Source organism: Nevskia ramosa DSM 11499 (assembly GCF_000420645.1).
Taxonomy (GTDB): Bacteria; Pseudomonadota; Gammaproteobacteria; order Nevskiales; family Nevskiaceae; genus Nevskia; species Nevskia ramosa.
This window is the reverse complement of the sequence record NZ_ATVI01000013.1, coordinates 85,073-106,194: the sequence shown is the minus strand read 5'-3', so window position 1 is coordinate 106,194 and position 21,122 is coordinate 85,073. Positions and strand designations below refer to the sequence as shown.

The window sequence follows — 21,122 nt, the reverse complement described above, 5'->3', positions numbered from 1 at the left end:
GAGGATCAACCGATGAAGATGCCGATGAAGATGAACCTGATCAAGACCGCACTGCTGGCAACCGCCGCAGCGCTGAGCTTTTCCGCACAGGCTGCCGACGACACCATCAAGGTCGGCGTGCTGCATTCGCTGTCCGGCACCATGGCGATCTCCGAAACCACGCTGAAGGACACCGTCCTGATGCTGATCGAGGAGCAGAACAAGAAGGGCGGCGTGCTCGGCAAGAAGCTGGAAGCCGTGGTCGTCGATCCAGCGTCGAACTGGCCGCTGTTCGCCGAAAAGGCTTCCGAGCTGATCGACAAGGACAAGGTGTCCGTGGTGTTCGGCTGCTGGACTTCGGTGTCGCGCAAGTCGGTGCTGCCGGTGTTCGAGAAATCCAATTCGCTGCTCTTCTACCCGGTGCAGTACGAGGGTGAAGAATCCTCGAAGAACGTGATCTACACCGGTGCCGCGCCGAATCAGCAGGCGATTCCGGCGGTCGACTATCTGATGAAGGATCTCAAGGTGAAGCGCTGGGTGCTCGAAGGCACCGACTACGTCTATCCGCGTACCACCAACAAGATTCTCGAGGCCTATCTGAAGGCCAAGGGCGTGAAGGCCGAAGACATCATCGTCAACTACACGCCGTTCGGCTTCAGCGATTGGCAGAGCGAAGTGTCGAAGATCAAGGCCTTCGGTTCGGCCGGCAAGAAGACGGCGGTGGTCTCGACGATCAACGGCGATGCCAACGTTCCGTTCTACAAGGAACTCGGCAACCAGAAGATCTCGGCCGAAGACATTCCGGTGGTCGCGTTCTCGGTGGGTGAGGAAGAACTGTCGGGCATCGACACCAAGCCGCTGGTCGGCCATCTCGCCGCCTGGAACTACTTCGAGAGCGTCAAGTCGCCCGCCAACACTGCCTTCATCAAGGCCTGGCAGACGTACATCAAGAACCCGAAGCGCACCACCAATGATCCGATGGAAGCGACGTACATCGGCTTCAACCTGTGGGTGAAGGCCGTCGAGAAGGCCGGCACCACCGACACCACCAAGGTCATCGACACCTTGCCGGGCCTGGAAGTGCCGAACCTGACCGGCGGCACCGCCAAGCTGCTGCCGAATCACCACATCACCAAGCCGGTCTACATCGGCGAGATCAAGGAAGACGGCCAGTTCGAAACCGTCTGGCAGACCAAGGCCGAAGTCCCTGGCGATGCCTGGTCCGACTTCCTCGACGGCTCGAAGGATCTGGAATCCGATTGGGTGAAGCTGAAGTGCGGCAACTACAACACCAAGCTGAAGAAGTGCTCGAACTGAGTCTTCGCAGCCCGACGCTCAGGCGCTGAGCGCTCGGGCTGCACCTGAAGCAAGCAGCACCTGCGGGGGGCAAGTCTCCGGGCCGGAATTGGCCCGGCCCGGAGCTTGCTTTGCATCCCCTGTCGTCACCCTCTTTTCAGGAGCATCCCCGCGATGATTCCGCTACCTCCCCTTCTGCGACTACTGATGCGACTGCCGCTGCGACGATGCCTGCTGGCGGCAATCGTGGCCGTGAGCCTGCCGCTGCAGGCGGACGACGCTGTCGCGCCCGCTGCTGACGCTGCCGCCGAGACCACCGCCGAAGCGGCTCCAGCTGCGCCGACCGCGTTTCCGGAGGTCGTCCGCGCACTCGGCACCGCATCTCTCAGCGAACGCACCGCCTTGCTCGAAGCATTGCTGGCAACCAAGAACCCGAACACGGCCGCCATACTGACGGCCTGGCTCGAAGATCACCTGCATGTCCGCGACGCCGATGGCGCCGTGTTCATCACCGCGGAAGCGGAAACGAACTACCAGCTGACCGATCCGCTGACCCTGGCCACGGCCGGCAGCGAGCCGAGCGAAGGCTTCACCAAGATCGGCAGCAACAACAATCTGCGCAAGCTGCTGCGCAGTGCCCTGGCCTCGTTCAAGCTCGGCAACCCCGATGCCGAGGTACGCCTCGCCGCGGTGCAGGAAATGCTCCGTGCGCCGGATGAGCTGACGCTGACCATGCTCCGCGAACACGCCAAGACCGAGCAGGATCCGGCCGTGCTGAAAGCGATCGCCGCCGGCCTCGCCTACGCCGATCTGACCTCAGACAGTGCCGACACACGCCTGGCTGCGGTGAACGTACTTTCCGGTGCGCTTGACGGCGAAACCCTGGCCAAGCTCGAAGCATTGCGCGAAGAAGCCAACGAGCCCGATGAACGAGTCCGCAGCGCGGCCTCGGTGGCGATCTCGTCGATCGCCCTGAAACGCAAGTTCTTCAGCGCCATCGAAACGCTGTTCTTTGGCCTGAGCCTCGGCTCGGTGCTGGTGCTCGCGGCCATCGGTCTGGCGATCACCTTCGGCGTGATGGGCGTGATCAACATGGCGCACGGCGAGCTGATGATGATCGGCGCCTATACCGCCTACGTCGTGCAGCAGTTGATGCCGACGCATCTGGCGGCCTCGATCTTGATCTCGATTCCGACGGCGTTCGTGGTCTCCGGTCTGGTCGGCATCGCCATCGAACGCGGCGTCGTCCGCTTCCTGTACGGCCGGCCGCTGGAAACGCTGCTGGCAACCTTCGGCATCAGCCTGTTCCTGCAGCAGTTGGTGCGTTCGATCTTCTCGCCGCTGAATCGCTCGGTGGCCACGCCGGAATTCATGAGCGGCCAGTGGGTGATCAACGATGCGCTGTCGCTGACCTGGAACCGCATCTACATCGTCGTCTTCACGATGGTCGTGTTCGCCGCGCTGCAACTGATCCTGCGTCGCACCTCGCTGGGCCTGAAGGTGCGTGCGGTGTCGCAGAACCGGGCGATGGCGCGTTCGATGGGCATCAACTCCGATCGCGTCGACGCGATCACTTTCGGCCTCGGCTCCGGCATTGCCGGTGTCGCCGGCGTGGCGCTGTCGCAGCTGACCAATGTCGGCCCGAACCTCGGCCAGAGCTACATCATCGATTCGTTCATGGTCGTGGTCTTCGGCGGTGTCGGCAATCTCTGGGGCACGGTGATCGGCGGCATGACGCTCGGTGTTGCCGGCAAATTGCTGGAGCCGGCGGTCGGTGCGGTGATGGCCAAGATCGCGATGCTGGTGTTCATCATCCTGTTCATCCAGCGCCGCAAACAGGGCCTGTTTCCCCAGAAAGGCCGCGCGGCGGAGGGCCACTAATGAGTACGCAATCGATGACTGGGCAAGGGGTACTAATTCCGGCCCTCAAGGCTGACCGTGGTGGCCAGGTGCTGCTGTTGCTGCTGCTGATCGCAGCGGTGGTGGTGCCGGTCTTCAATCTGCTGATTCCGGAAGGCTCGTTCTTCCACCTGTCGACCTACACGGTCACTTTGTTCGGCAAGTACCTGTGCTACGCGCTGCTGGCGATCGCGGTCGATCTGGTCTGGGGTTATTGCGGAATCCTGAGCCTCGGTCACACGGCGTTCTTCGCGCTCGGCGGCTATGCGATCGGCATGTATCTGATGCGCCAGATCGGCCCGCGCGGCGTCTACGGCAACCCGATCCTGCCGGACTTCATGGTGTTCCTGAACTGGACCGAGCTGCCCTGGTTCTGGGAAGGCATGAACCACTTCCCGGTGGCGCTGCTGATGGTGGTACTGATCCCGGGCCTGCTGGCGCTCGGTTTCGGCTGGCTGGCGTTCCGCTCGCGGGTCACCGGCGTCTATCTGTCGATCATGACCCAGGCGCTGACCTTCGCCCTGCTGCTGGCCTTCTTCCGCAACGAGATGGGCTTCGGCGGCAACAACGGCCTGACCGATTTCAAGGAACTGCTCGGCTTCGATCTGAAGACGCCCGGCATGCGAGTGGCGCTGTTCATCACCACGGTGATCGCGCTCGCCGTTGGCTACATCGGCTGCCGTTACGTGATCGCTTCGCGCCTCGGAAGAGTGGTGCAAGGCATCCGTGATGCCGAAGGCCGCACGCGCTTCATCGGTTATCAGGTGGAGTCCTACAAGCTGTGGATCTGGGTGTTCTCGGCGATGCTCGCCGGCATTGCCGGTGCGCTGTACGTGCCGCAGGTCGGCATCATCAACCCGGGCGAGTTCGCGCCGATCAACTCGATCGAAGTGGTGATCTGGGTCGCCGTTGGCGGACGCGGCACGCTGTACGGCGCAGTCGCCGGTGCCGTGCTCGTGAACTACGCGAAGACCTGGTTCACCGCGGCGTTCCCCGAGATCTGGCTGTATGCGCTCGGCGCGCTGTTCGTCGGTGCAACACTGTTCCTGCCGAAGGGCGTGGTCGGCTTGATCCCTGCGAGAAAGGTGAAAACCGCATGAGCACTTCTCCCGCCACGACGGGCCCGATCGGCCTGCGCACCAAGCCGACCGGCAAGCGCCGCAGCACCAATGCGCCGAGCCCGGATCTGTCGCACAACATCATCCTGTACGTCGAAGGCGTGACCAAGAGCTTCGACGGCTTCAAGGCGCTCAACGATCTCAGCCTGTACATCGAGACCGGCGAGCTGCGCTGCGTCATCGGCCCGAACGGCGCCGGCAAGACCACGATGATGGACGTCATCACCGGCAAGACCACGCCGGACACCGGCTCGGTCTGGTTTGGCCAGACCATCGATCTGCTCGGCATGAGCGAACCGGAAATCGCCCAGGCCGGCATCGGTCGCAAGTTCCAGAAGCCGACCGTGTTTCCCGAGCACAGCGTGTTCGAGAACCTCGAACTGGCGATGGCCTGCGACAAGTCGGTGTGGAAGATCTTGTTCGCCAAGCTCAATGCCGCGCAGCGCGAACGCATCGACGAAGTGCTCGGCATCATCGGCCTCAAGGATCATCGCTTCGGCAAGGCGGGAGCCTTGTCGCACGGCCAGAAGCAGTGGCTGGAGATCGGCATGCTGCTGATGCAGGACCCGCTGGTGCTGCTGGTCGACGAACCGGTGGCCGGCATGACGCCGCAGGAAACCGAACGCACCGCCGAGCTGCTGGTGAGCCTCGCCGGCAAGCATTCGGTAGTGGTGGTCGAGCACGACATGAACTTCGTCCGTTCCATCGCCCGCAAGGTCACGGTGCTGCACGAAGGCCATGTGCTCGCCGAGGGCACGATGGACGAAGTGCAGAACGATCCGCAGGTCAAGCGCGTGTATCTCGGTGAGTAAGGGGGCGAGTGAGATGACAAGCGGAAAGAGCGATTCGATGGTGAAGATCAGCGGCCTGAACCAGTTCTACGGCGGCAGCCACACGCTTTGGGATCTCGATGTCGACGTACCGAAGGGCTCGCGCATGTGCCTGATGGGCCGCAACGGCATGGGTAAGACGACGATGCTGAAATGCCTGATGGGCCTGATCCCGACGGCCTCCGGCAGCATCAGCTATGACGGCGGCAAGGAACTGCGTGGCGTCGCCGCCGACAAGCGCGCCGGCATGGGTATCGGCTATGTGCCGCAGGGCCGGGAAATCTTTTCGCAGCTGACCGTCGAGGAAAATCTCAGAGTCGGCCTCGAAGCCCGTGGCCTGAAAGCCGCGAAGAAGAAGGAACTGACCGACTACGTGCACAGCCTGTTTCCAGTGCTGAAACAGATGAGCCAGCGCCGCGGCGGTGACTTGTCCGGCGGTCAGCAGCAGCAGCTGGCGATCGGCCGCGCGCTGACTCTGGAACCGAAGCTGCTGATCCTCGACGAACCCTGCGAAGGCATCCAGCCGAACATCGTCGCCGACATCGGTGACCTGATCCTGCGGCTGAACAAGGATCTGGGCCTGACGGTCCTGCTGGTCGAGCAGAAGCTGCCGTTCGCTCGCCGGGTCGCCAGCGATTTCGTGATTCTCGACAAGGGCCGCGCCGTGGCCAAGGGCGCAATCGGCGAGCTCACCGATGAGATGGTGAAGCAGCATCTGACCGTGTAGGCGAAACGGGCACACTGCGGCATGACCGCCAACCAACACGGCCCCGTAGGGTGGGCAGGCTTCATCTGCCGACGCGGGCGCGCAGTCCGTCGAAGCTTGGCGAATCGGTGGGCAGGTGAAGCTTGCCCACCCTACGGGTTGCCATGACCGCCGCGCTTCCGGAATCGGCGGTGCCGTCGGCAAGTCGTGGCTGGCAGGCCGAACTTGAGCTTGGCTTCATCGGCGGCGCGGCACGCACCACCCTCGCCCATCGCCGCCATCTCGGCCCGCTGCGGGTACAGCGGCCGTTCTATCCGGACGGCCCGGTCTGCAATGTCTATGTCGTCCATCCACCGGGCGGCGTCGTCGGCGGTGATCGCCTGGACCTGCGCTTCAACGCCAGCGCTGGCGCCCATGCGCTGCTGACGACGCCGGCCGCCGGCAAGTTCTATCGCAGCGCCGGGCCCGAAGCGCGGCAGAAGATCGATATCCGCCTCAACGCCGCAGCGCTCGAATGGCTGCCACAGGAAACCATCTACTACCCGGGCGCCGTCGTCCGTCAGCAAACGGTGATCCGGCTCGATGCCGACTCGCGCTACATCGGCTGGGATCTCGGCGCTTATGGTCTCGCCGCACGCGGCGAGCGCTTCGACAGCGGTGTCAGCCACCAGAGCCTGGAGCTGTGGCGGGATGATCGACCGCTGCTGATCGATCGCCTGCGGCTGGCGGGCGGCGGCCCGGCGTTCAAGGCCGCCTGGGGCCTGGCCGATCTGCCGGTGCTCGGCACCTTCGTCGCGTGCCCGGCAAGCTCGGCGGATGTCGATGCGGCGCTTGCGTCAGTCGCCAGTCATGATGACGTGACCCTCGGCATCAGCCTCGTCGATGGTGTGCTGATCGGCCGCGTGCTGGCGCGACAGACCGACGCGGCGATGCGAACCTTGATGCATCTGTGGCGAACCCTGCGGCCCCGGCTGATGCAGCGCGAAGCGGTGCTGCCGCGCATCTGGGCGACGTGATACGAAACTGTAGGTCGGCCACGGGCCGACCTACAAGAACTTGTGACATCAGAGACGGTGCGAAATGGAACTGAGTCCCCGCGAGAAGGACAAGCTGCTGATCTTCACCGCCGGCCTGGTCGCCGAACGGCGCAAGGCGCGCGGCGTGAAACTGAACTACCCGGAAGCGATCGCCTACATCTCGGCAGCGATCCTCGAAGGCGCGCGCGACGGCAAGTCGGTCGCCGAGCTGATGAGCTATGGCACCACCCTGCTGAGCCGCGACGAGGTCATGGACGGCATCGCCGAAATGATTCCGGACGTGCAGGTGGAAGCGACTTTTCCGGACGGCACCAAGCTCGTGACCGTCCACAACCCGATTCCTTGAGGCGCGACAGATGATCCCCGGCGAACTGCTGCCTCTGGATGGGCCCGACATCGAACTCAATGCCGGCCGCGAGACCGTGAGTCTGCGCGTGGCGAATGTCGGCGACCGGCCGATCCAGGTCGGCTCGCACTATCACTTCTTCGAGACCAATGACTCGCTGCACTTCGATCGCGCCGCTGCGCGCGGCTTCCGGCTGAACATTCCGGCCGGCACCGCAGTGCGCTTCGAGCCGGGCCAGGAACGCAATATCGAACTGGTCGCCTATGCCGGTGATCGCATCGTTCACGGCTTTCAGGGCAAGGTCGAGGGCGCCCTGGAGAAAGCCTCGTGAAGATCAGCAGAGCCGACTACGCCAGCCTCTACGGCCCGACCACGGGCGACCGTCTGCGCTTGGCCGATACCGCGCTGATCATCGAGATCGAGCGCGATCACACGATCTACGGCGACGAGGTGAGCTTCGGCGGCGGCAAGGTGATTCGCGACGGCATGGGCCAGAGCCAGCGGCTCAGCGCGTTCACCGCCGATACCGTCATCACCAACGTCGTGATCGTCGATCACTGGGGCATCGTCAAGGCCGATATCGGCATCAAGGCCGGGCGGATCAGCGGCATCGGCAAGGCCGGCAATCCGGACGTGCAGCCTTGTGTCGACATCGTCATCGGCCCGGGCACCGAGATCATCGCCGGCGAAGGCCAGATCATCACTGCAGGCGCGATCGACGCTCACATCCACTTCATCTGCCCGCAGCAGGTGGAGGACGCGATGATGTCCGGCACCACGACGATGATCGGCGGCGGCACCGGCCCTGCGACCGGCACCAATGCGACCACCTGCACGCCAGGGCCGTGGCATCTCGCGCGGATGCTGCAGGCAGTGGAAGGCTTGCCGATCAACTTCGGTTTGCTCGGCAAGGGCAATGCGTCGTTGCCCGGCGCGCTGGAGGAACAACTCGAAGCCGGCGCCATGGGCCTGAAGCTGCACGAGGACTGGGGCACCACGCCGAAGGCGATCGACAACTGCCTGAACGTTGCCGAGCAGTACGACGTGCAGGTGGCGATCCATACCGACACGCTGAACGAGTCCGGCTTCGTCGAAGCCACGCTCGCCGCGTTCAAGGGTCGTGCGATCCACACGTATCACACGGAAGGCGCCGGCGGCGGTCACGCACCAGACATCATCCGCGCCTGCGGCGAAGCCAATGTGCTGCCCTCGTCGACCAACCCGACGCGGCCGTACACGGTGAACACGGTCGACGAACACCTCGACATGCTGATGGTCTGCCACCACCTCGATCCGGGCATTCCGGAAGACGTGGCCTTCGCCGAATCGCGCATCCGCCGCGAGACCATCGCCGCCGAAGACATCCTGCATGACCTCGGCGCGTTCTCGATGATCTCGTCCGACAGCCAGGCGATGGGCCGGATCGGCGAAGTCATCACCCGCACCTGGCAGACCGCGCACAAGATGAAAACCCAGCGCGGCCCGCTTGGGCCCGATCCGGATCGTCACGACAATTTCCGCGTCCGCCGCTACATCGCCAAGTACACGATCAACCCGGCGATCACCCATGGCGTGGCCCATGAGGTCGGCTCGATCGAAGTCGGCAAGCTGGCCGATCTGGTCATGTGGCGACCGGCGTTCTTCGGCGCCAAGCCGTCGATGATCATCAAGGGCGGCATGATCGTCGCCGCGCCGATGGGCGATCCGAATGCCTCGATCCCGACGCCGCAGCCGGTGCACTACCGGCCGATGTTCGGCGCCTTCGGCCGCGCGATCGCCGAGACTTCGGTGAGCTTCGTGTCGCAAGCCGCACTCGATGCGGGGCTGCGCGACAAGCTGGGCTTGAGCAAGCGCCTGGTCGCTTGCAAGAACACCCGCGCGATCCGCAAGCGCGATCTGATCCTCAACGACTATCAACCGAAGATCGAGGTCGACGCGCAGACCTACGAGGTGCGTGCCGATGGCGTGCGCCTGCGTTGCGAGCCGGCGGCGGTGTTGCCGCTGGCGCAGCGCTATTTCCTGTTTTGAATGCCCATCCATCGATAACTGATGCTCACCATCACCAAACGCCTCGGCGACGGCGCCCACGCCGCGACCATCAAGATCGAACTGCCGTTCGATCTGCGCACTCGCAGCCGCCAGTTGACGAAGCTGTCGACCGGCGAGGAAGTGGGCCTGCGCCTCGAACGCGGCCTGGTGCTTCGCGGCGGCGATCACCTGATCACCGACGACGGCCGCGTGGTCGAGATCGTCGCGATGGACGAGGTGGTGTCGACCGTCACTTGTGATGATCCCTGGCGGCTGGCGCGCGCCAGCTATCACCTCGGCAACCGCCATGTGCCGGTGCAGATCGGCGCCGGCTGGCTGCGCTTTCGCCACGATCATGTGCTCGATGAAATGCTGCGCGGCCAGGGCTACACGGTGACTGTCGAGGAAGCGCCGTTCGAGCCGGAAGGTGGTGCGTATGGTGGCCACGGCCACGGTCATTCGCACGGGCACGGCTGAACGGCATGTACGGTCATGGTGCCGCCGGCGGCACGGCGCTGCTGCGCTTGCTGAATCTGACCAGCCCGGCGCTGCCGATCGGCAGTTTCCATTTTTCGCAAGGGCTGGAGGATGCGGTCGAACGGCGGCTGGTCGTCGATGCGGCGACCGCCGGCGACTGGATCGCCGGCCTGGCGGCGCAGTCGGTCGGCACGCTCGATCTGCCGATGCTGCTGCGCCTGCACAGCGTTTGGAGCGACGGGGCCTGGACCGACAAGCGCCCGGCGCGCGCCATGCGGCTCAGCGCGCGGCTGATCGCCGCCCGCGAAACTGCCGAGCTGCGCGCCGAAGACCGGCATCTGGGTTCGGCCCTCGCGCGAGTACTGATCGAGCACGGCATCGAGGAAGCCAAGGCCTGGATCGGCAATGTCGACGCCAGCCATGCCGCGCTGTTCGCGCTGGCCGCCGTGCGCTGGGATATCTGTGCCCAGGACGCAGCCACCGGCTATCTGTGGAGCTGGTGCGAGAACCAGGTGCTGGCCGCGATCAAGCTGGTGCCGCTCGGCCAGAGCGCCGGCCAGCGCCTGCTCGGCCAGTTGATCGAGCGGATTCCGGAGATCGTCGAAACCGCGGCAACCATCGATGACGACGACATCGGCATCGCCAGCCCGATGCAGGGCATCGCCAGCGCCCGCCACGAATCGCAGTATTCGCGGCTGTTCCGCTCCTGAGCACAGGGCGGGCTGGCAGCCGGGAAATCGGCTGGCACACGAGCCGTTCGGCGCCTACAAAAGCCTTGCAGAACAAAGGAGTGATCCCGGGCCAGCGGGCGTTTCGGCTGTGGCCGTGCACAGATCCCCAGCGCTGCGCTCTTCCCCGAGCGGCCGAAAGCGGGTCGAGGCGTTAGAGTCGGGGCAATAGAATTGAGGGCGCCTCCATGGCCAAGCTGAATCGACATCCACTTCATCATCGCTGCGCGCGACGCGACAAGTTCGTTGCAAGCTTGCGTATTACAGCCGCCTCCTTGATCGCAGGAACACTGATATCGCTGCCCAATGCGGCCTCTGCGCAGCAGGCCGGTTTGCAGCTCCAGCCGAGCGCCGCGGCGCAGATCGCCGTGCTCAATCAGATCAAGGCATCGAAGACCGCGACCCAGCAGAAGATCGACTCGCGCCTGTTCCTGGCCCTGAAGAAGCAGCGTGGTGATGTGGAAACGTCCGCGCTGCCGGACTTTCGTTATGTCACGCCGGAAGCCGATGGCCGCGTGCTGGTCGATCTGATCATCACCAGGCCCGATGCCGTGCGGGCGGTGTGGCAGCAGCTGGTCGAGCTCGACGCCACGATCCTCACCGACAAGGGCCTGGTCTACGGCAGCCGCACGGTGCGCGCCAGGGTGCCGATGAAAGCCGTCGAAGCACTGTCGGCAATGGACGAAATTCTCCGAGTCCGCCTCGCGATCCCAGCGCGGACCCATGCCGCGCCGCAGACGCCAGGCCCGGTCGCCAGTTCGTCGAGCCGCACGCCTGGTGCCTTCACCAATGCGCTGAATCGCTCGCAGGGGCTTCGCGTTCATGACGCGGATACCGCCCGGAACAGCTTCGGCACCACCGGTGCCGGTCAGACCATCTGCGTGCTGTCCGATGGCGTGACCTCGCTGGCGGCATCCCAGGCATCGGGCGATCTGCCGGACGGCGATCGCCTGTTCGTGCTGCCGGGGCAGACCGGCACCGGAGATGAAGGCACGGCGATGCTGGAAATCGTCCACGACCTCGCACCGCAGGCGCGTCTGGGTTTCGCCACCGCCTTCACCAGCGCACCCTCGTTCGCGCAGAACATCCTTGATCTGGCCACGGCCGGCTGCACGATCATCGTCGACGACATCCTCTATCTCGACGAATCACCGTTCCAGGATGGTCCGATCGCCCAGTCGGTGAATACCGTCACCGGCAATGGCGTGCTGTATTTCTCGTCGGCCGGCAACGAAGGCAATCTGAAAGACGGCACTTCCGGCACCTGGGAAGGCAATTTCAAGCCCAGCGTCGCAGCTGTTCCGCCGGTGTTGGCCAGCGCCGGCGTGCTGCATGATTTCGGCGATGGCAGCAACTCGATCCGGGTCGAAAGTGGCAACGCCGGTACGCCGGCCATCCTGATCTGGGCCGAGCACTACAACGCGACTCAGGGCCTGGCCTCGACCGACTACGATCTCTATGACCTGGACGGCGCGCTGACCAAGGTCTTCGACGCCAGCACCGATACCCAGAACGGTTCGGGCGGCGACGACTTTCCGGTCGAGATGCTGGACAAGGGTGCGTTTCCCGGCGAGCGCCTGGTGGTCGCCCGGGTCAGTCAGGGGAACACCAGCAGTGCTCCGGCATTCAATCTGATCCTGTTCCGCGGCCGGCTGGATCGGGCGCTGGCAACCTCCGGCGCCACCCGCGGCCACAGCGCGACGATCAATGCCTTCAGCACCGCCGCCACGCCAGCCGGCGAGGCGTACAGCACGCCACCAGGCGAGGGACCGTTCCCGAATCTGTTCAGCAGCGGCAATGTCTCCGAAACCTTCAGCTCGGATGGCCCGCGCCGGATCATCCTGAGTCCGGGCGGCGCGGAGCTGACGCCGGGCAATCGCACGATCACCGGCGGCCGTGTCCGCCAGAAACCGGATCTGACCGCCGCTGACGGCGTATCGACCGCGGCCCCGGGCTTCTCGACTTTCTTCGGCACTTCGGCCGCAGCCCCTCATGCCGCAGCGATTGCCGGCCTGCTCAAGAGCGCGTTGCCGACATTGTCGATGGCGGAAATCCGCAACCTGATGATCTCCACCGCGATCGATATCGAAGCCCCTGGCGTCGACAACGTCACCGGCGCCGGCATCGTCATGCCGATGCCGGCACTGCAGGCTGGCGGCGCGCAGCCACGGCCCCTGCTGTTGCCGGGCAAGGCGGTGTTCACCCAGGTCAGCGGCGATGGCGATGCCTTCATCGAGCCCAACGAAACCTGGTCCGTGTCGCTGCCGTTGACCAACCAGGGCGGCGCCACTGCCAGCTCGGTAAGGGTCAGCCTGAGCAGCTCGACGTCGGGCGTCACGATTGTCAACGCCGACTCGGCCTACCCGAACATTGCGCCGGGATCCAGCGCCGCGAATACCAGCGGCTTCACCTTCCGCGTCGAATCCACCTTCCCCTGCGGCCGCGTGATCAACTTCTCCGCAGCTTCCAGCTATGCCGGCAGCGTCATCACTCCGCCGGCCTTTCCGCTATCAGCGAACACCGGTGCACCCGGTACGCCGGTGACCTTCCGCTATACCGGCGCTGAAGTCCCGATTCCGGACGGCGGCGCGGCGGGTATCGACATCCCGCTGGCGGTTTCCGGCCTCAGCGGCGCGGTGAACGATATCGACTTCCGCATCGATGGCAGCAGCTGCACGGCGAATCTCGGTGCGACCACCGTCGGCATTGCCCACAGCTTCGTCGGCGATCTGATCGTCCGTCTGGTATCGCCCGCAGGCACGGTGATCCGGCTGATGAACAGCCCGGGCGGCACCGGCAATGGCGGCAACAACTTCTGCCAGACGACGCTGGACGACGAAAGCGCCGGCATCAGCATCCAGAACATCGCCGCCGCCAATGCGCCCTGGCGCGGCTCGTTCCGGCCGGCATCGGCCCTGTCGGGTTTCGATGGCGAGAACGGCAACGGCACCTGGCTGCTGCGGGTGACCGATACCACCACGCAGGACAGCGGCCGCGTGAGAGCTTTCTCCCTGCTGATCGCCGGTGCGGCTTGCGACGTGCAGGCCGCGCCTGGCGGCGCCTTCCGCTTCGTCGATCAGCGTGATGTTGCGCGGAGTAGCCGGATCACCTCCGCACCGGCAAGCATCACCGGCCTCAAGGCTGACGCGACGATCTCGGTCGACGGCGGCAGCTACTCGATCGGTTGCACCGCCACCTACACCACCGAGCCCGGCATCATCGGCAAGGATCAGACGGTATGCGTGCGCCACACCTCATCGGCGCAATTTTCCACCGATACCGACACCCGGCTGACGGTGGGCGGCGTATCCGACACCTTCACCAGCACCACCCGGACACCGCCGGTGGGGCCGGCCATCGAGACCAGTGTTTCGAGCTACGACTTCGGCACGGTGAAAGTCGGCAACAGCAGCGGCCACCGCAATCTGCTCATCACCAGCAGCGGTACCAGCGCGCTGGAGATCCAGGGCATCGTGGTCACTGGTGATTTCTCCGGCACTCACAACTGCCCGCGCTTCCTGGAATCTGGCAAGACCTGCACATTGATCGGAGCCTTCAAGCCCACCGTCACCGGCAACCGCAGCGGCAGCATCACCATCACCAGCAACGCGCCGGGCAGTCCCACGGTCGTCACGCTGACCGGCAAGGGCAGCTGATCAAGTCCGGTTTCCGACCCTCGCCGCTGCCTGGAGGCGGGGGTTTTTCATGGGCGCGCGAAGGGTAGCGGGGCTGATGGCACCTGTTTTGCTCGATCTCCGGACATAGCGACACGGCGATCCGCCGTGTGAGGAGACGCCCATGCACACGAGCAGGAAACGCAGCGCCACGCTGCCGCCGCAACCATGACCGGCCACGTCGACGCCGCCTGGCGTTTCGGCCGCAAGACCGGTCTGGTGCTGACGGCCGGCGGTTCGCGCGGCGCCTATCAGGCCGGCGTGCTGAAGCGGATCGGCGAGATTCCGGCCTTGCGCGGCGGGCCGTCGCCGTTCCCGATCGTCACCGGCGCTTCGGCCGGCGCGATCAACGGCACCCTGATCGCCGGTGGCAGCGAAGACTTCCATGACGCCACGCGCCGCCTGGCCAGGCTGTGGTCGCAGCTGCGCACCGAGCAGGTCTATCGCACCGATGTCCGGGCGCTGCTGCGCAATGGCTGGAAGCTCGGGCTCGACGTGGTGACCGGTGCGAACTTCGGCGCCGGCCGGGTCGCGTCGCTGCTCGATACCTCGCCGCTGCCGGCGTTCCTGAAAGAGCATCTGCCGATCGGCGGCGTCGGCCGGGCCATCGATGCCGGCCGGCTGTATGCCCTGGCGGTCACCGCCACCGGCTATCACTCCGGCAAGTCCTACACCTTCATCGAAGGCCGCAAGGGCCATCCGTTATGGTTGAAAAGCCGGCGGGTGGCGCTGGCGACCAAGATCGGCATCGAGCACGTCTGTGCCTCGGCCTCGATTCCGGTCGTGTTTCCGCCGGCGCCGGTGATGATCGACGGCGTCACTGCCTGGTTCGGCGATGGCGCGCTGCGGCTGACCACGCCGATGAGCCCGGCGATCCGCCTCGGCGCCAACCGGCTGCTGGCGATCGGCATCCGCTGCTCCGCCGCCGCCGACAACCTGACCCGCGCCGAACTGGCGCACGCCGGTGACGACGATGCGATGACTCTGCGCCGGCCGCCGCTGTCGCAGATCTGCGGCGTGTTCATGAACGCAGTGTTCCTCGATCACCTCGACGCCGATCTCGATCACCTGCGCCGGATGAACGAACTGATCGCGGCGATGCCAGAGGCCAGCCGCGAAGCCGTCAACGGCAAGATGCGCGAGCCGATCAAGGTCGTCGAACCGCTGGCGATCGCGCCCTCGGAAGACCTGGCGGTGATCGCCAATGCGCTGAAGCATCGGATTCCGGCCACCGTCCGCTATCTGCTCGACGCGCTCGGCACGCCGGACGCACGCAGCGCCGATCTGACCAGCTACCTGTTGTTCGACGCCGAGTACACCCGCGAACTGATTCGCATCGGCTACCAGGATGCGTCGTCCCGGATCGACGAAATCGAAGCGTTTCTGCGTCAGCCGGCAACGGCGGCGAGCCGCGGCGAGACTGCCGAGGAGTAGTGCCGGTCTCTGCAATCATCGTCATCCCCGCGCAGGCGGGGATCCAGTTCTCTGTAGCCAGCGACGCGCAAACGTCAGAACTGGATTCCCGCCTGCGCGGGAATGACGAATTCCTCGGGCCAGACTTTTTCCGGCTCAGGCTGTGGCTGCCAGCATCCCCTGCCGAACAATGAACGCGACCACCTCGTCCAGCCCCACGCCGGTCTTCAGGTTGGTGAACACGAACGGCCGCTCGCCGCGCATCTTCTTCGCGTCGCGATCCATCACTTCGAGCGACGCGCCGACGTAGGGCGCCAGGTCGATCTTGTTGATGATCAGCAGATCGGATTTGGTGATGCCCGGCCCGCCCTTGCGCGGAATCTTGTCACCGGCGGCGACGTCGATCACGTACAGCGTGAGGTCGGACAACTCGGGGCTGAAGGTCGCGGCGAGGTTGTCGCCGCCGCTCTCGACGATGATCAGATCGAGGTCGGCGAAGTCCTTGTTCAGCTCGTCGATCGCCGCGAGGTTCATCGAGGCATCTTCGCGGATCGCCGTGTGCGGGCAGCCGCCGGTCTCGACACCGCGGATGCGCTCCGGCGCCAGTGCTGCGCTGCGGATCAGGAATTCCTGATCCTCGCGGGTGTAGATGTCATTGGTGACCACGGCGATGTTGTAGTCGGCGCGCATGCGCTTGCACAGGCTGTCGACCAGCGCGGTCTTGCCCGAGCCCACTGGCCCGCCCACGCCCAGCCGCAGTGCTTCGGTCCGTGTCGTCATTGTTCGTTCGTCCTGATTCGGTGCTGAAGAAGTCACTGCAGCTTGCAGCAATGGTCATACCACGGTGGCCGTGCTGCGCGGGGGCGGATGACGTATTGCCCTGCGTCCCTCAGGCTCAAAGCAGCAGCGCGCCTTCATGGCGCAGCAGCCATTCCTTGCGTTCCAGGCCGCCGCCGTAACCGGTGAGATTGCCGTTGGCGCCGATCACCCGATGGCAGGGCACGATGATCGAGATCGGATTGCGGCCGTTGGCGAGGCCTACGGCGCGCGAAGCCTTGGCATCGCCGAGCCGAGTCGCCAGTTCGCCGTAGCTGGTGGTGACGCCGAAGGGAAGCTCCAGCAGTGCGGTCCAGACTCTTTGCTGGAACGCGGTGCCGACCGGCGCCAGCGGCAGATCGAAGCTCGTTCGCTTGCGATCGAAGTATTCGCGCAGCTGCGTGATCACCGCCTTGAACGGCGCCTCGTCCCAGCGCCAGTCCGGCTGCTTCTGTGGCCAGACCTCCTGGCTCTCCATATAAAGGCCCTGTAAAGCCCGACCATTGCCGAACAGCAGCAGCTCGCCGATCGGGCTCGGCGTGATGCAGTAGATCGTTGCCGGCTTCGCTGTCGTCGCGGTCACGCCGGCCACTGCCTGCTTCAGTTCGTGCTTGCTCAGGCTCATCCGCCGGCCTCGGTGTTGGTGCCCATGCGCAGCAAGCGCCACAGATACAGCGCCGCGTAGGCACGGTACGGCCGCCAGGCTTCGGCGGCGGCATCGGCCGCTTTCGGCTTGATGCCGCCGAGGGCGTTGCACAGCGCCAGATCGCCGGTCGGGAACGCGTCCGCATCACGGAGCGCGCGCATCGCGACATAGTTCGACGTCCAGTGGCCAATGCCGGGAATCGCGCGGAAACGTTCCAGCTCGACGGCGTGATCGCAGCCCGGCTCGAGCACCAGTTGGCCGGCGACATAGGCTTTGGCGACGGCGTGGATGCTGGTCGCGCGACGCTGGGTCAGGCCGAGATTGATCAGGGTCTGCAGCTCGGCGTCGGCGATCAGCGCGGCCTTGGGACTGAAGAACTTCAGCTCGGCGAATGGTGTTGCCACCGGCTCGCCGAACGCTGCGGCGAAGCGGCTGAACAAGGTGGTCGCCGCCTTGACCGTGACCTGCTGGCCAACGATGGCGCGCAGCACCAGCTCGAAGCCGTCGAAACCGCCGGGCACTCTCAGGCCAGGTGTTGCATTGATCACCGGCGCCAGCCGCGCATCCCGGCCGAGCACGGCGGCGATTGCGATCGGATCGGCTTCGAGATCGAGCAGCTGGCGCAGCTTCGCGGTCAGCAGCGGCAGCACCGGCTCCAGCGATGGCGACAGCTCGACGGCCAGCTGATCGACCCTTTTCGTGGCCGACACCGCGAGCCAGCCACGCGCGCCGGCCAGATTGACGGTGCGCAGATAACGGCCATCGACCACCGCTTCGACACCGGCCGCACCACGGCCGCCGAGAAAGCCGAGCAGCGCGTCCCAGGCCAGCGGCGGCTGATAGTCGAGCGTCAGCCGCAAGGAGTCACCGCTCACGTCTTCGGCTTGGCCAGGGCTTCGCCGGACAGCAGACGTGCGCGCAGACGGCGCAACAGTTCCGGGTCGGCCTCGTCACCGAACAGCGCGCGGCTGCGGCGCACGCCGTCAGCGAGCTGGAAGTTCAGCAGCATCAGCTGGCTTTTGACGATGCTCGACGGCAGCAAGGTCGCCTCGAAGGACGCGCCGTTGCCGTTCTCGACGGTCCACTTCGCGCTGCCGGTGTGGTCCGCTGCATGCCAGGTCAGCCGGGTCAGCGCCTTCGGCCCGAAGCCGAGCAAGGTATGCCGGCGCAGGCTGAACCAGGACAGCATCAACAGGCCGGACAGCAGCAGGCCGGAGCTGTCCGGCGGCTGCGCGGCAAAGACCAGCGCCGCGGCGACGATATGGACGATCACCAGCCCCTGCAGACCACGCAGGCTGGCGCGCGGACGCAGATCAATCGTTGCGCTGAAGCTGTTCGATGACATGGGCGTATGGGGTAGGAGGCGGGGTCTGGCCGATGATCCAGGCCCAGAGATCCGGGTCTTCGCATTCGAGCAGGCGCAGGAATACCCACTGGTCGTCGGGGCTGGCGGTCTCGTAATGGCGGGCGAGATAGCCGCCGAACAGCACATCGAGTTCCTTCATGCCGCGGCGGCACAGGAAGCGGAGACGGGCGAGATCGCTCATGGATGGGAGGGGTGGAAAGGGGGTGGCGGATTATCGCCTGATGGTGCGGTCGCTACACCAGCACCTGCCGCGTGCGCCGCGCAAACCAGTGAATCTGCTGCTCGACTTTCGGATCGATCATCACTTCCGGCCGCGCGCCATTCGGGCACGGCAGCCGCGGCGTGGTGCCGAACAGGCGGCAGATCAGCGGCCGCTCGTCGTAGACCGTGCAGCCGTTCTCGCCGAGATGCGTGCAACTCAGTTCGGCCAGCGCTGCATCGCGCGCCGCTGAACTCTTGCGCGGCAACCGCGCCATCTCGGTCGACGACGCAGTGACCGGGCCGCAGCAGTCATGGCAGCCGGACCGGCATGCGAATGACGGAATCTGCTTGCGCAGCGTGTCGATCTCACGATCGTCGTCGCTCAGACTCATGTCGATGGTTCCCGCTGCACTTTGGCCCGGGCACAGGCTACCTATTTCGCGGGCCAGGGATCGGCCCAGGCCGGAATCTGCATCAGGCCGTCGAGCCAGCGAACGATGTTGGTGAAGCCGGACAGCGGCATCTGCGATTCCCGCCAGTAGCGCGCCATCGAAGCCAGCTGGAAGTCGGCGATGGTCAGCCGGCCGCAGGCGACATGGCTGCGGCCGGCCAGATGGCCGTCCAGCACTCTCGCGAATTTGAGGACATCCGCAACGCCCGATTTCAGGCCTTCGACATCCGCCGGCCCGATACCAAACGTTGCCTTGACGACGTGCTCGAAGTAGAACGGCCCGACCGCCTGCGCCCAGTGACCGTCGTTCCACGATAGCCAGCGCAGCACTTCCACTTGCTCCGCCGGATCGTTCGCCGGCCACAGATCGGAGCCCGCCCTGATGCACAGCGCCGCCATGATCGCCGACGATTCCCACAGCGCCTGATCGCCGTCGACCAGGGTCGGGGCTTTCAGGTTGGGATTGAGCGCTGCGTAATCCGGCGCCCTGAGCCCGCCGGCCATCATGTCGACTTCGACCAGCTCGGCCTCGATGCCGAGATGCTTGACCAGCGCCAGGACCCGCAGCGGCGCCTGCGCCTTGAACCAGTAGATCTTCATGCTCGTTCTCCGTTCGAATGGTGATGGCTTCCATGACTCGACGAACGGGCAGACCCGAAATCGACAGGGGTGCGCGCTTTTTCTGCGCCAACGAAAAAGGCGGCCCGAAGGCCGCCTCTGAGGGCAACGCATGCTGCTTCTAGCCGCGACGCTCGACCAGCATCTTCTTCGTCTCGGCAATCGCCAGCGCCGGGTTCAGACCCTTCGGGCAGGTCTTCGCGCAGTTCATGATCGTGTGGCAGCGATAGAGCTTGAACGGATCTTCGAGCTGGTCCAGACGCTCGCCGGTGGCTTCGTCGCGGGAATCGACCAGCCAGCGGTAGGCGGCCATCAGCACGGCTGGGCCGAGGTAGCGGTCGCCGTTCCACCAGTAGCTCGGGCAGCTGGTCGAGCAGCAGGCGCACAGGATGCACTCGTACAGGCCGTCGAGCTTGGCGCGGTCTTCCTCGCTCTGCAGGCGCTCGCGGGTCGGCGCTGGCGTGTCGGTCTTCAGCCACGGCTCGACAGACGCGTACTGGGCGTAGAAATGGGTCAGGTCCGGAATCAGGTCCTTGATCACCGGCATGTGCGGCAGCGGGTAGATCTTGACCTCACCCTTCACCTCGTCGCAGGCCTTGGTGCAGGCCAGGGTGTTGGTGCCGTCGATGTTCATCGCGCAGGAGCCGCAGATGCCTTCGCGACAGCTGCGGCGGAAGGTCAGGCTGGCGTCCATCTCGCTCTTGATCTTGATCAGCGCGTCGAGAACCATCGGGCCGCACTTGTCCATGTCGATCTCGTAGGTATCGACGCGTGGATTGGCCTGGGTGTCCGGATCGTAGCGATAGATCTTGAACGCGCGAACGTTCTTGGTGCCGGCCGGCGCCTTGAAAACCTTGCCGGCGCTGCGGTCGATCGTCGAGTTCTTCGGAAGGGTGAGCTGTGCCATGAGGTTGCTCCTAAGTTGAATCTGAATTTGAATCTGATTGGGAATCTGAAAAGAAGTGCTAGTTCAGGACAGCATCTTTGAGCTGGTCATAGGCGGCGGCCGGCAACACGATGTCCACCAGCCGCCAGCGCAGGCCGGCGCGATCCATGACGATGGTCGCCGCGACCTGACCACTGCGGCTCAGCGCGGCGCTGAAACGATTGGCGGATTCGAAGCGGACATCGCCCAGACCACCGTGAATGTCGCAATTGGTCGGCACCGTGCCCTGCACCGTCAGCGCGCCGCCATCGCAGATCGCGGCGACCAGACCAGCCGGTGTCAGCAGGCGTTCGACCAGCGGCTCCACCGGCACCTTGACGCCGGTCTGCGCGTAGCGCGCGTGGATGCGCGCGCCGACGTTGCTGCGCAGACGATCGGCATCGACATGCTCGGCCAGCGCTTCGCCGTTGCGCGACGCCAGGGCATCGCGCAAGCCCTGCAGGCCGAGCAGCGGCGACACCAGGACCGCCATCACGGCGATCAGCAGCACCACGACCACGCCGATGATCAGGCCGCGATTCATGAGTGCTTTCCGGTCATGCTCGTT

The 21,122-nt window shown here is 65.2% G+C and carries 22 protein-coding genes; 13 read left to right on the top strand and 9 right to left on the bottom strand.

What is annotated here, in order from left to right:
* The first annotated feature begins 30 nt into the window (after positions 1 to 30).
* The 13 genes from urtA to G513_RS0120260 all read left to right on the top strand — a co-directional run bounded on the left by urtA (position 31) and on the right by G513_RS0120260 (position 15,552).
* The gene (urtA, locus tag G513_RS0120320; protein WP_301331371.1) at positions 31 to 1,296 is read left to right on the top strand and encodes an urea ABC transporter substrate-binding protein; all 1,266 of its coding nucleotides are present in this window, start codon (positions 31 to 33) and stop codon (positions 1,294 to 1,296) included.
* Between the two features lie 186 nt (positions 1,297 to 1,482).
* Entirely contained in the window at positions 1,483 to 3,156 is a 1,674-nt protein-coding gene (gene urtB / locus G513_RS0120315; RefSeq protein WP_022978698.1) for an urea ABC transporter permease subunit UrtB, read from the top strand.
* Entirely contained in the window at positions 3,156 to 4,274 is a 1,119-nt protein-coding gene (gene urtC, locus G513_RS0120310) for an urea ABC transporter permease subunit UrtC (protein ID WP_245563153.1), read from the top strand. The genes urtB and urtC overlap by 1 nt, the downstream gene beginning before the upstream one ends.
* The gene (gene urtD / locus G513_RS0120305; protein WP_022978696.1) at positions 4,271 to 5,104 is read left to right on the top strand and encodes an urea ABC transporter ATP-binding protein UrtD; all 834 of its coding nucleotides are present in this window, start codon (positions 4,271 to 4,273) and stop codon (positions 5,102 to 5,104) included. Before urtC ends, urtD begins: the two co-directional genes overlap by 4 nt.
* A gap of 37 nt (positions 5,105 to 5,141) precedes the next feature.
* Positions 5,142 to 5,849: an urea ABC transporter ATP-binding subunit UrtE gene (gene urtE, locus G513_RS0120300; RefSeq protein WP_022978695.1), complete on the top strand. Its 708-nt coding sequence runs from the start codon at positions 5,142 to 5,144 to the stop codon at positions 5,847 to 5,849.
* A 143-nt stretch (positions 5,850 to 5,992) separates the two neighbouring features.
* Positions 5,993 to 6,844, top strand: coding sequence for an urease accessory protein UreD (locus tag G513_RS0120295; protein WP_022978694.1), 852 nt, complete (start codon positions 5,993 to 5,995; stop codon positions 6,842 to 6,844).
* Between the two features lie 64 nt (positions 6,845 to 6,908).
* Positions 6,909 to 7,211, top strand: a complete 303-nt coding sequence (gene ureA, locus G513_RS0120290) for an urease subunit gamma (protein WP_022978693.1) — start codon at positions 6,909 to 6,911, stop codon at positions 7,209 to 7,211.
* A 10-nt stretch (positions 7,212 to 7,221) separates the two neighbouring features.
* Positions 7,222 to 7,542 carry an urease subunit beta gene (locus G513_RS0120285; protein ID WP_022978692.1) on the top strand — a complete coding sequence of 107 codons (321 nt, stop codon included), beginning with the start codon at positions 7,222 to 7,224 and terminating at the stop codon, positions 7,540 to 7,542.
* A complete protein-coding gene (ureC, locus tag G513_RS0120280; RefSeq protein WP_022978691.1) occupies positions 7,539 to 9,239 on the top strand; it encodes an urease subunit alpha in 1,701 nt (566 codons plus the stop codon). Before G513_RS0120285 ends, ureC begins: the two co-directional genes overlap by 4 nt.
* Before the next feature lie 21 nt (positions 9,240 to 9,260).
* Positions 9,261 to 9,716, top strand: coding sequence for an urease accessory protein UreE (gene ureE / locus G513_RS0120275; protein ID WP_022978690.1), 456 nt, complete (start codon positions 9,261 to 9,263; stop codon positions 9,714 to 9,716).
* Between the two features lie 5 nt (positions 9,717 to 9,721).
* The gene (locus G513_RS0120270; protein WP_022978689.1) at positions 9,722 to 10,426 is read left to right on the top strand and encodes an urease accessory protein UreF; all 705 of its coding nucleotides are present in this window, start codon (positions 9,722 to 9,724) and stop codon (positions 10,424 to 10,426) included.
* A gap of 293 nt (positions 10,427 to 10,719) precedes the next feature.
* Complete coding sequence (locus G513_RS24400; protein ID WP_169560703.1) at positions 10,720 to 14,100, top strand: choice-of-anchor D domain-containing protein; 3,381 nt, start codon at positions 10,720 to 10,722, stop codon at positions 14,098 to 14,100.
* A 186-nt stretch (positions 14,101 to 14,286) separates the two neighbouring features.
* On the top strand, positions 14,287 to 15,552 hold the full coding sequence (locus G513_RS0120260) for a patatin-like phospholipase family protein (protein WP_022978687.1): 1,266 nt from the start codon (positions 14,287 to 14,289) through the stop codon (positions 15,550 to 15,552).
* Positions 15,553 to 15,687: 135 nt separating this feature from the next.
* On the opposite strand, the gene ureG is transcribed toward G513_RS0120260, so the two are convergent.
* The 9 genes from ureG to G513_RS0120215 all read right to left on the bottom strand — a co-directional run bounded on the left by ureG (position 15,688) and on the right by G513_RS0120215 (position 21,098).
* The gene (gene ureG / locus G513_RS0120255) at positions 15,688 to 16,311 is read right to left on the bottom strand and encodes an urease accessory protein UreG (protein WP_022978686.1); all 624 of its coding nucleotides are present in this window, start codon (positions 16,309 to 16,311) and stop codon (positions 15,688 to 15,690) included.
* A 115-nt stretch (positions 16,312 to 16,426) separates the two neighbouring features.
* Positions 16,427 to 16,972: a methylated-DNA--[protein]-cysteine S-methyltransferase gene (locus G513_RS26405; protein WP_022978685.1), complete on the bottom strand. Its 546-nt coding sequence runs from the start codon at positions 16,970 to 16,972 to the stop codon at positions 16,427 to 16,429.
* Positions 16,969 to 17,868: a DNA-3-methyladenine glycosylase family protein gene (locus G513_RS24395; RefSeq protein ID WP_022978684.1), complete on the bottom strand. Its 900-nt coding sequence runs from the start codon at positions 17,866 to 17,868 to the stop codon at positions 16,969 to 16,971. The genes G513_RS26405 and G513_RS24395 overlap by 4 nt, the downstream gene beginning before the upstream one ends.
* Positions 17,865 to 18,338, bottom strand: a complete 474-nt coding sequence (locus tag G513_RS0120240) for a protein YgfX (RefSeq protein WP_022978683.1) — start codon at positions 18,336 to 18,338, stop codon at positions 17,865 to 17,867. Before G513_RS0120240 ends, G513_RS24395 begins: the two co-directional genes overlap by 4 nt.
* Positions 18,307 to 18,540, bottom strand: a complete 234-nt coding sequence (locus G513_RS0120235; protein ID WP_022978682.1) for an FAD assembly factor SdhE — start codon at positions 18,538 to 18,540, stop codon at positions 18,307 to 18,309. Before G513_RS0120235 ends, G513_RS0120240 begins: the two co-directional genes overlap by 32 nt.
* A 52-nt stretch (positions 18,541 to 18,592) precedes the next feature.
* Positions 18,593 to 18,946: a YkgJ family cysteine cluster protein gene (locus G513_RS0120230; RefSeq protein WP_028475808.1), complete on the bottom strand. Its 354-nt coding sequence runs from the start codon at positions 18,944 to 18,946 to the stop codon at positions 18,593 to 18,595.
* Positions 18,947 to 18,993: 47 nt separating this feature from the next.
* Complete coding sequence (locus tag G513_RS0120225; protein WP_022978680.1) at positions 18,994 to 19,611, bottom strand: glutathione S-transferase family protein; 618 nt, start codon at positions 19,609 to 19,611, stop codon at positions 18,994 to 18,996.
* Between the two features lie 139 nt (positions 19,612 to 19,750).
* Entirely contained in the window at positions 19,751 to 20,536 is a 786-nt protein-coding gene (locus tag G513_RS0120220) for a succinate dehydrogenase iron-sulfur subunit (protein ID WP_022978679.1), read from the bottom strand.
* Between the two features lie 58 nt (positions 20,537 to 20,594).
* Complete coding sequence (locus tag G513_RS0120215) at positions 20,595 to 21,098, bottom strand: DUF2939 domain-containing protein (RefSeq protein WP_022978678.1); 504 nt, start codon at positions 21,096 to 21,098, stop codon at positions 20,595 to 20,597.
* Between the last annotated feature and the right edge of the window lie 24 nt (positions 21,099 to 21,122).

Bases quoted from the DNA above. Each gene is read 5' to 3' on its own strand.
- urtA (WP_301331371.1), top strand. From the start codon at position 31: ATGAACCTGATCAAGACCGCACTGCTGGCAACCGCCGCAGCGCTGAGC.
- urtB (WP_022978698.1), top strand. From the start codon at position 1,483: ATGCGACTGCCGCTGCGACGATGCCTGCTGGCGGCAATCGTGGCCGTG.
- urtC (WP_245563153.1), top strand. From the start codon at position 3,156: ATGAGTACGCAATCGATGACTGGGCAAGGGGTACTAATTCCGGCCCTC.
- urtD (WP_022978696.1), top strand. From the start codon at position 4,271: ATGAGCACTTCTCCCGCCACGACGGGCCCGATCGGCCTGCGCACCAAG.
- urtE (WP_022978695.1), top strand. From the start codon at position 5,142: ATGGTGAAGATCAGCGGCCTGAACCAGTTCTACGGCGGCAGCCACACG.
- G513_RS0120295 (WP_022978694.1), top strand. From the start codon at position 5,993: ATGACCGCCGCGCTTCCGGAATCGGCGGTGCCGTCGGCAAGTCGTGGC.
- ureA (WP_022978693.1), top strand. From the start codon at position 6,909: ATGGAACTGAGTCCCCGCGAGAAGGACAAGCTGCTGATCTTCACCGCC.
- G513_RS0120285 (WP_022978692.1), top strand. From the start codon at position 7,222: ATGATCCCCGGCGAACTGCTGCCTCTGGATGGGCCCGACATCGAACTC.
- ureE (WP_022978690.1), top strand. From the start codon at position 9,261: ATGCTCACCATCACCAAACGCCTCGGCGACGGCGCCCACGCCGCGACC.
- G513_RS0120270 (WP_022978689.1), top strand. From the start codon at position 9,722: ATGTACGGTCATGGTGCCGCCGGCGGCACGGCGCTGCTGCGCTTGCTG.
- G513_RS0120260 (WP_022978687.1), top strand. From the start codon at position 14,287: ATGACCGGCCACGTCGACGCCGCCTGGCGTTTCGGCCGCAAGACCGGT.
- ureG (WP_022978686.1), bottom strand. From the start codon at position 16,311: ATGACGACACGGACCGAAGCACTGCGGCTGGGCGTGGGCGGGCCAGTG.
- G513_RS26405 (WP_022978685.1), bottom strand. From the start codon at position 16,972: ATGAGCCTGAGCAAGCACGAACTGAAGCAGGCAGTGGCCGGCGTGACC.
- G513_RS0120240 (WP_022978683.1), bottom strand. From the start codon at position 18,338: ATGTCATCGAACAGCTTCAGCGCAACGATTGATCTGCGTCCGCGCGCC.
- G513_RS0120235 (WP_022978682.1), bottom strand. From the start codon at position 18,540: ATGAGCGATCTCGCCCGTCTCCGCTTCCTGTGCCGCCGCGGCATGAAG.
- G513_RS0120225 (WP_022978680.1), bottom strand. From the start codon at position 19,611: ATGAAGATCTACTGGTTCAAGGCGCAGGCGCCGCTGCGGGTCCTGGCG.
- G513_RS0120220 (WP_022978679.1), bottom strand. From the start codon at position 20,536: ATGGCACAGCTCACCCTTCCGAAGAACTCGACGATCGACCGCAGCGCC.
- G513_RS0120215 (WP_022978678.1), bottom strand. From the start codon at position 21,098: ATGAATCGCGGCCTGATCATCGGCGTGGTCGTGGTGCTGCTGATCGCC.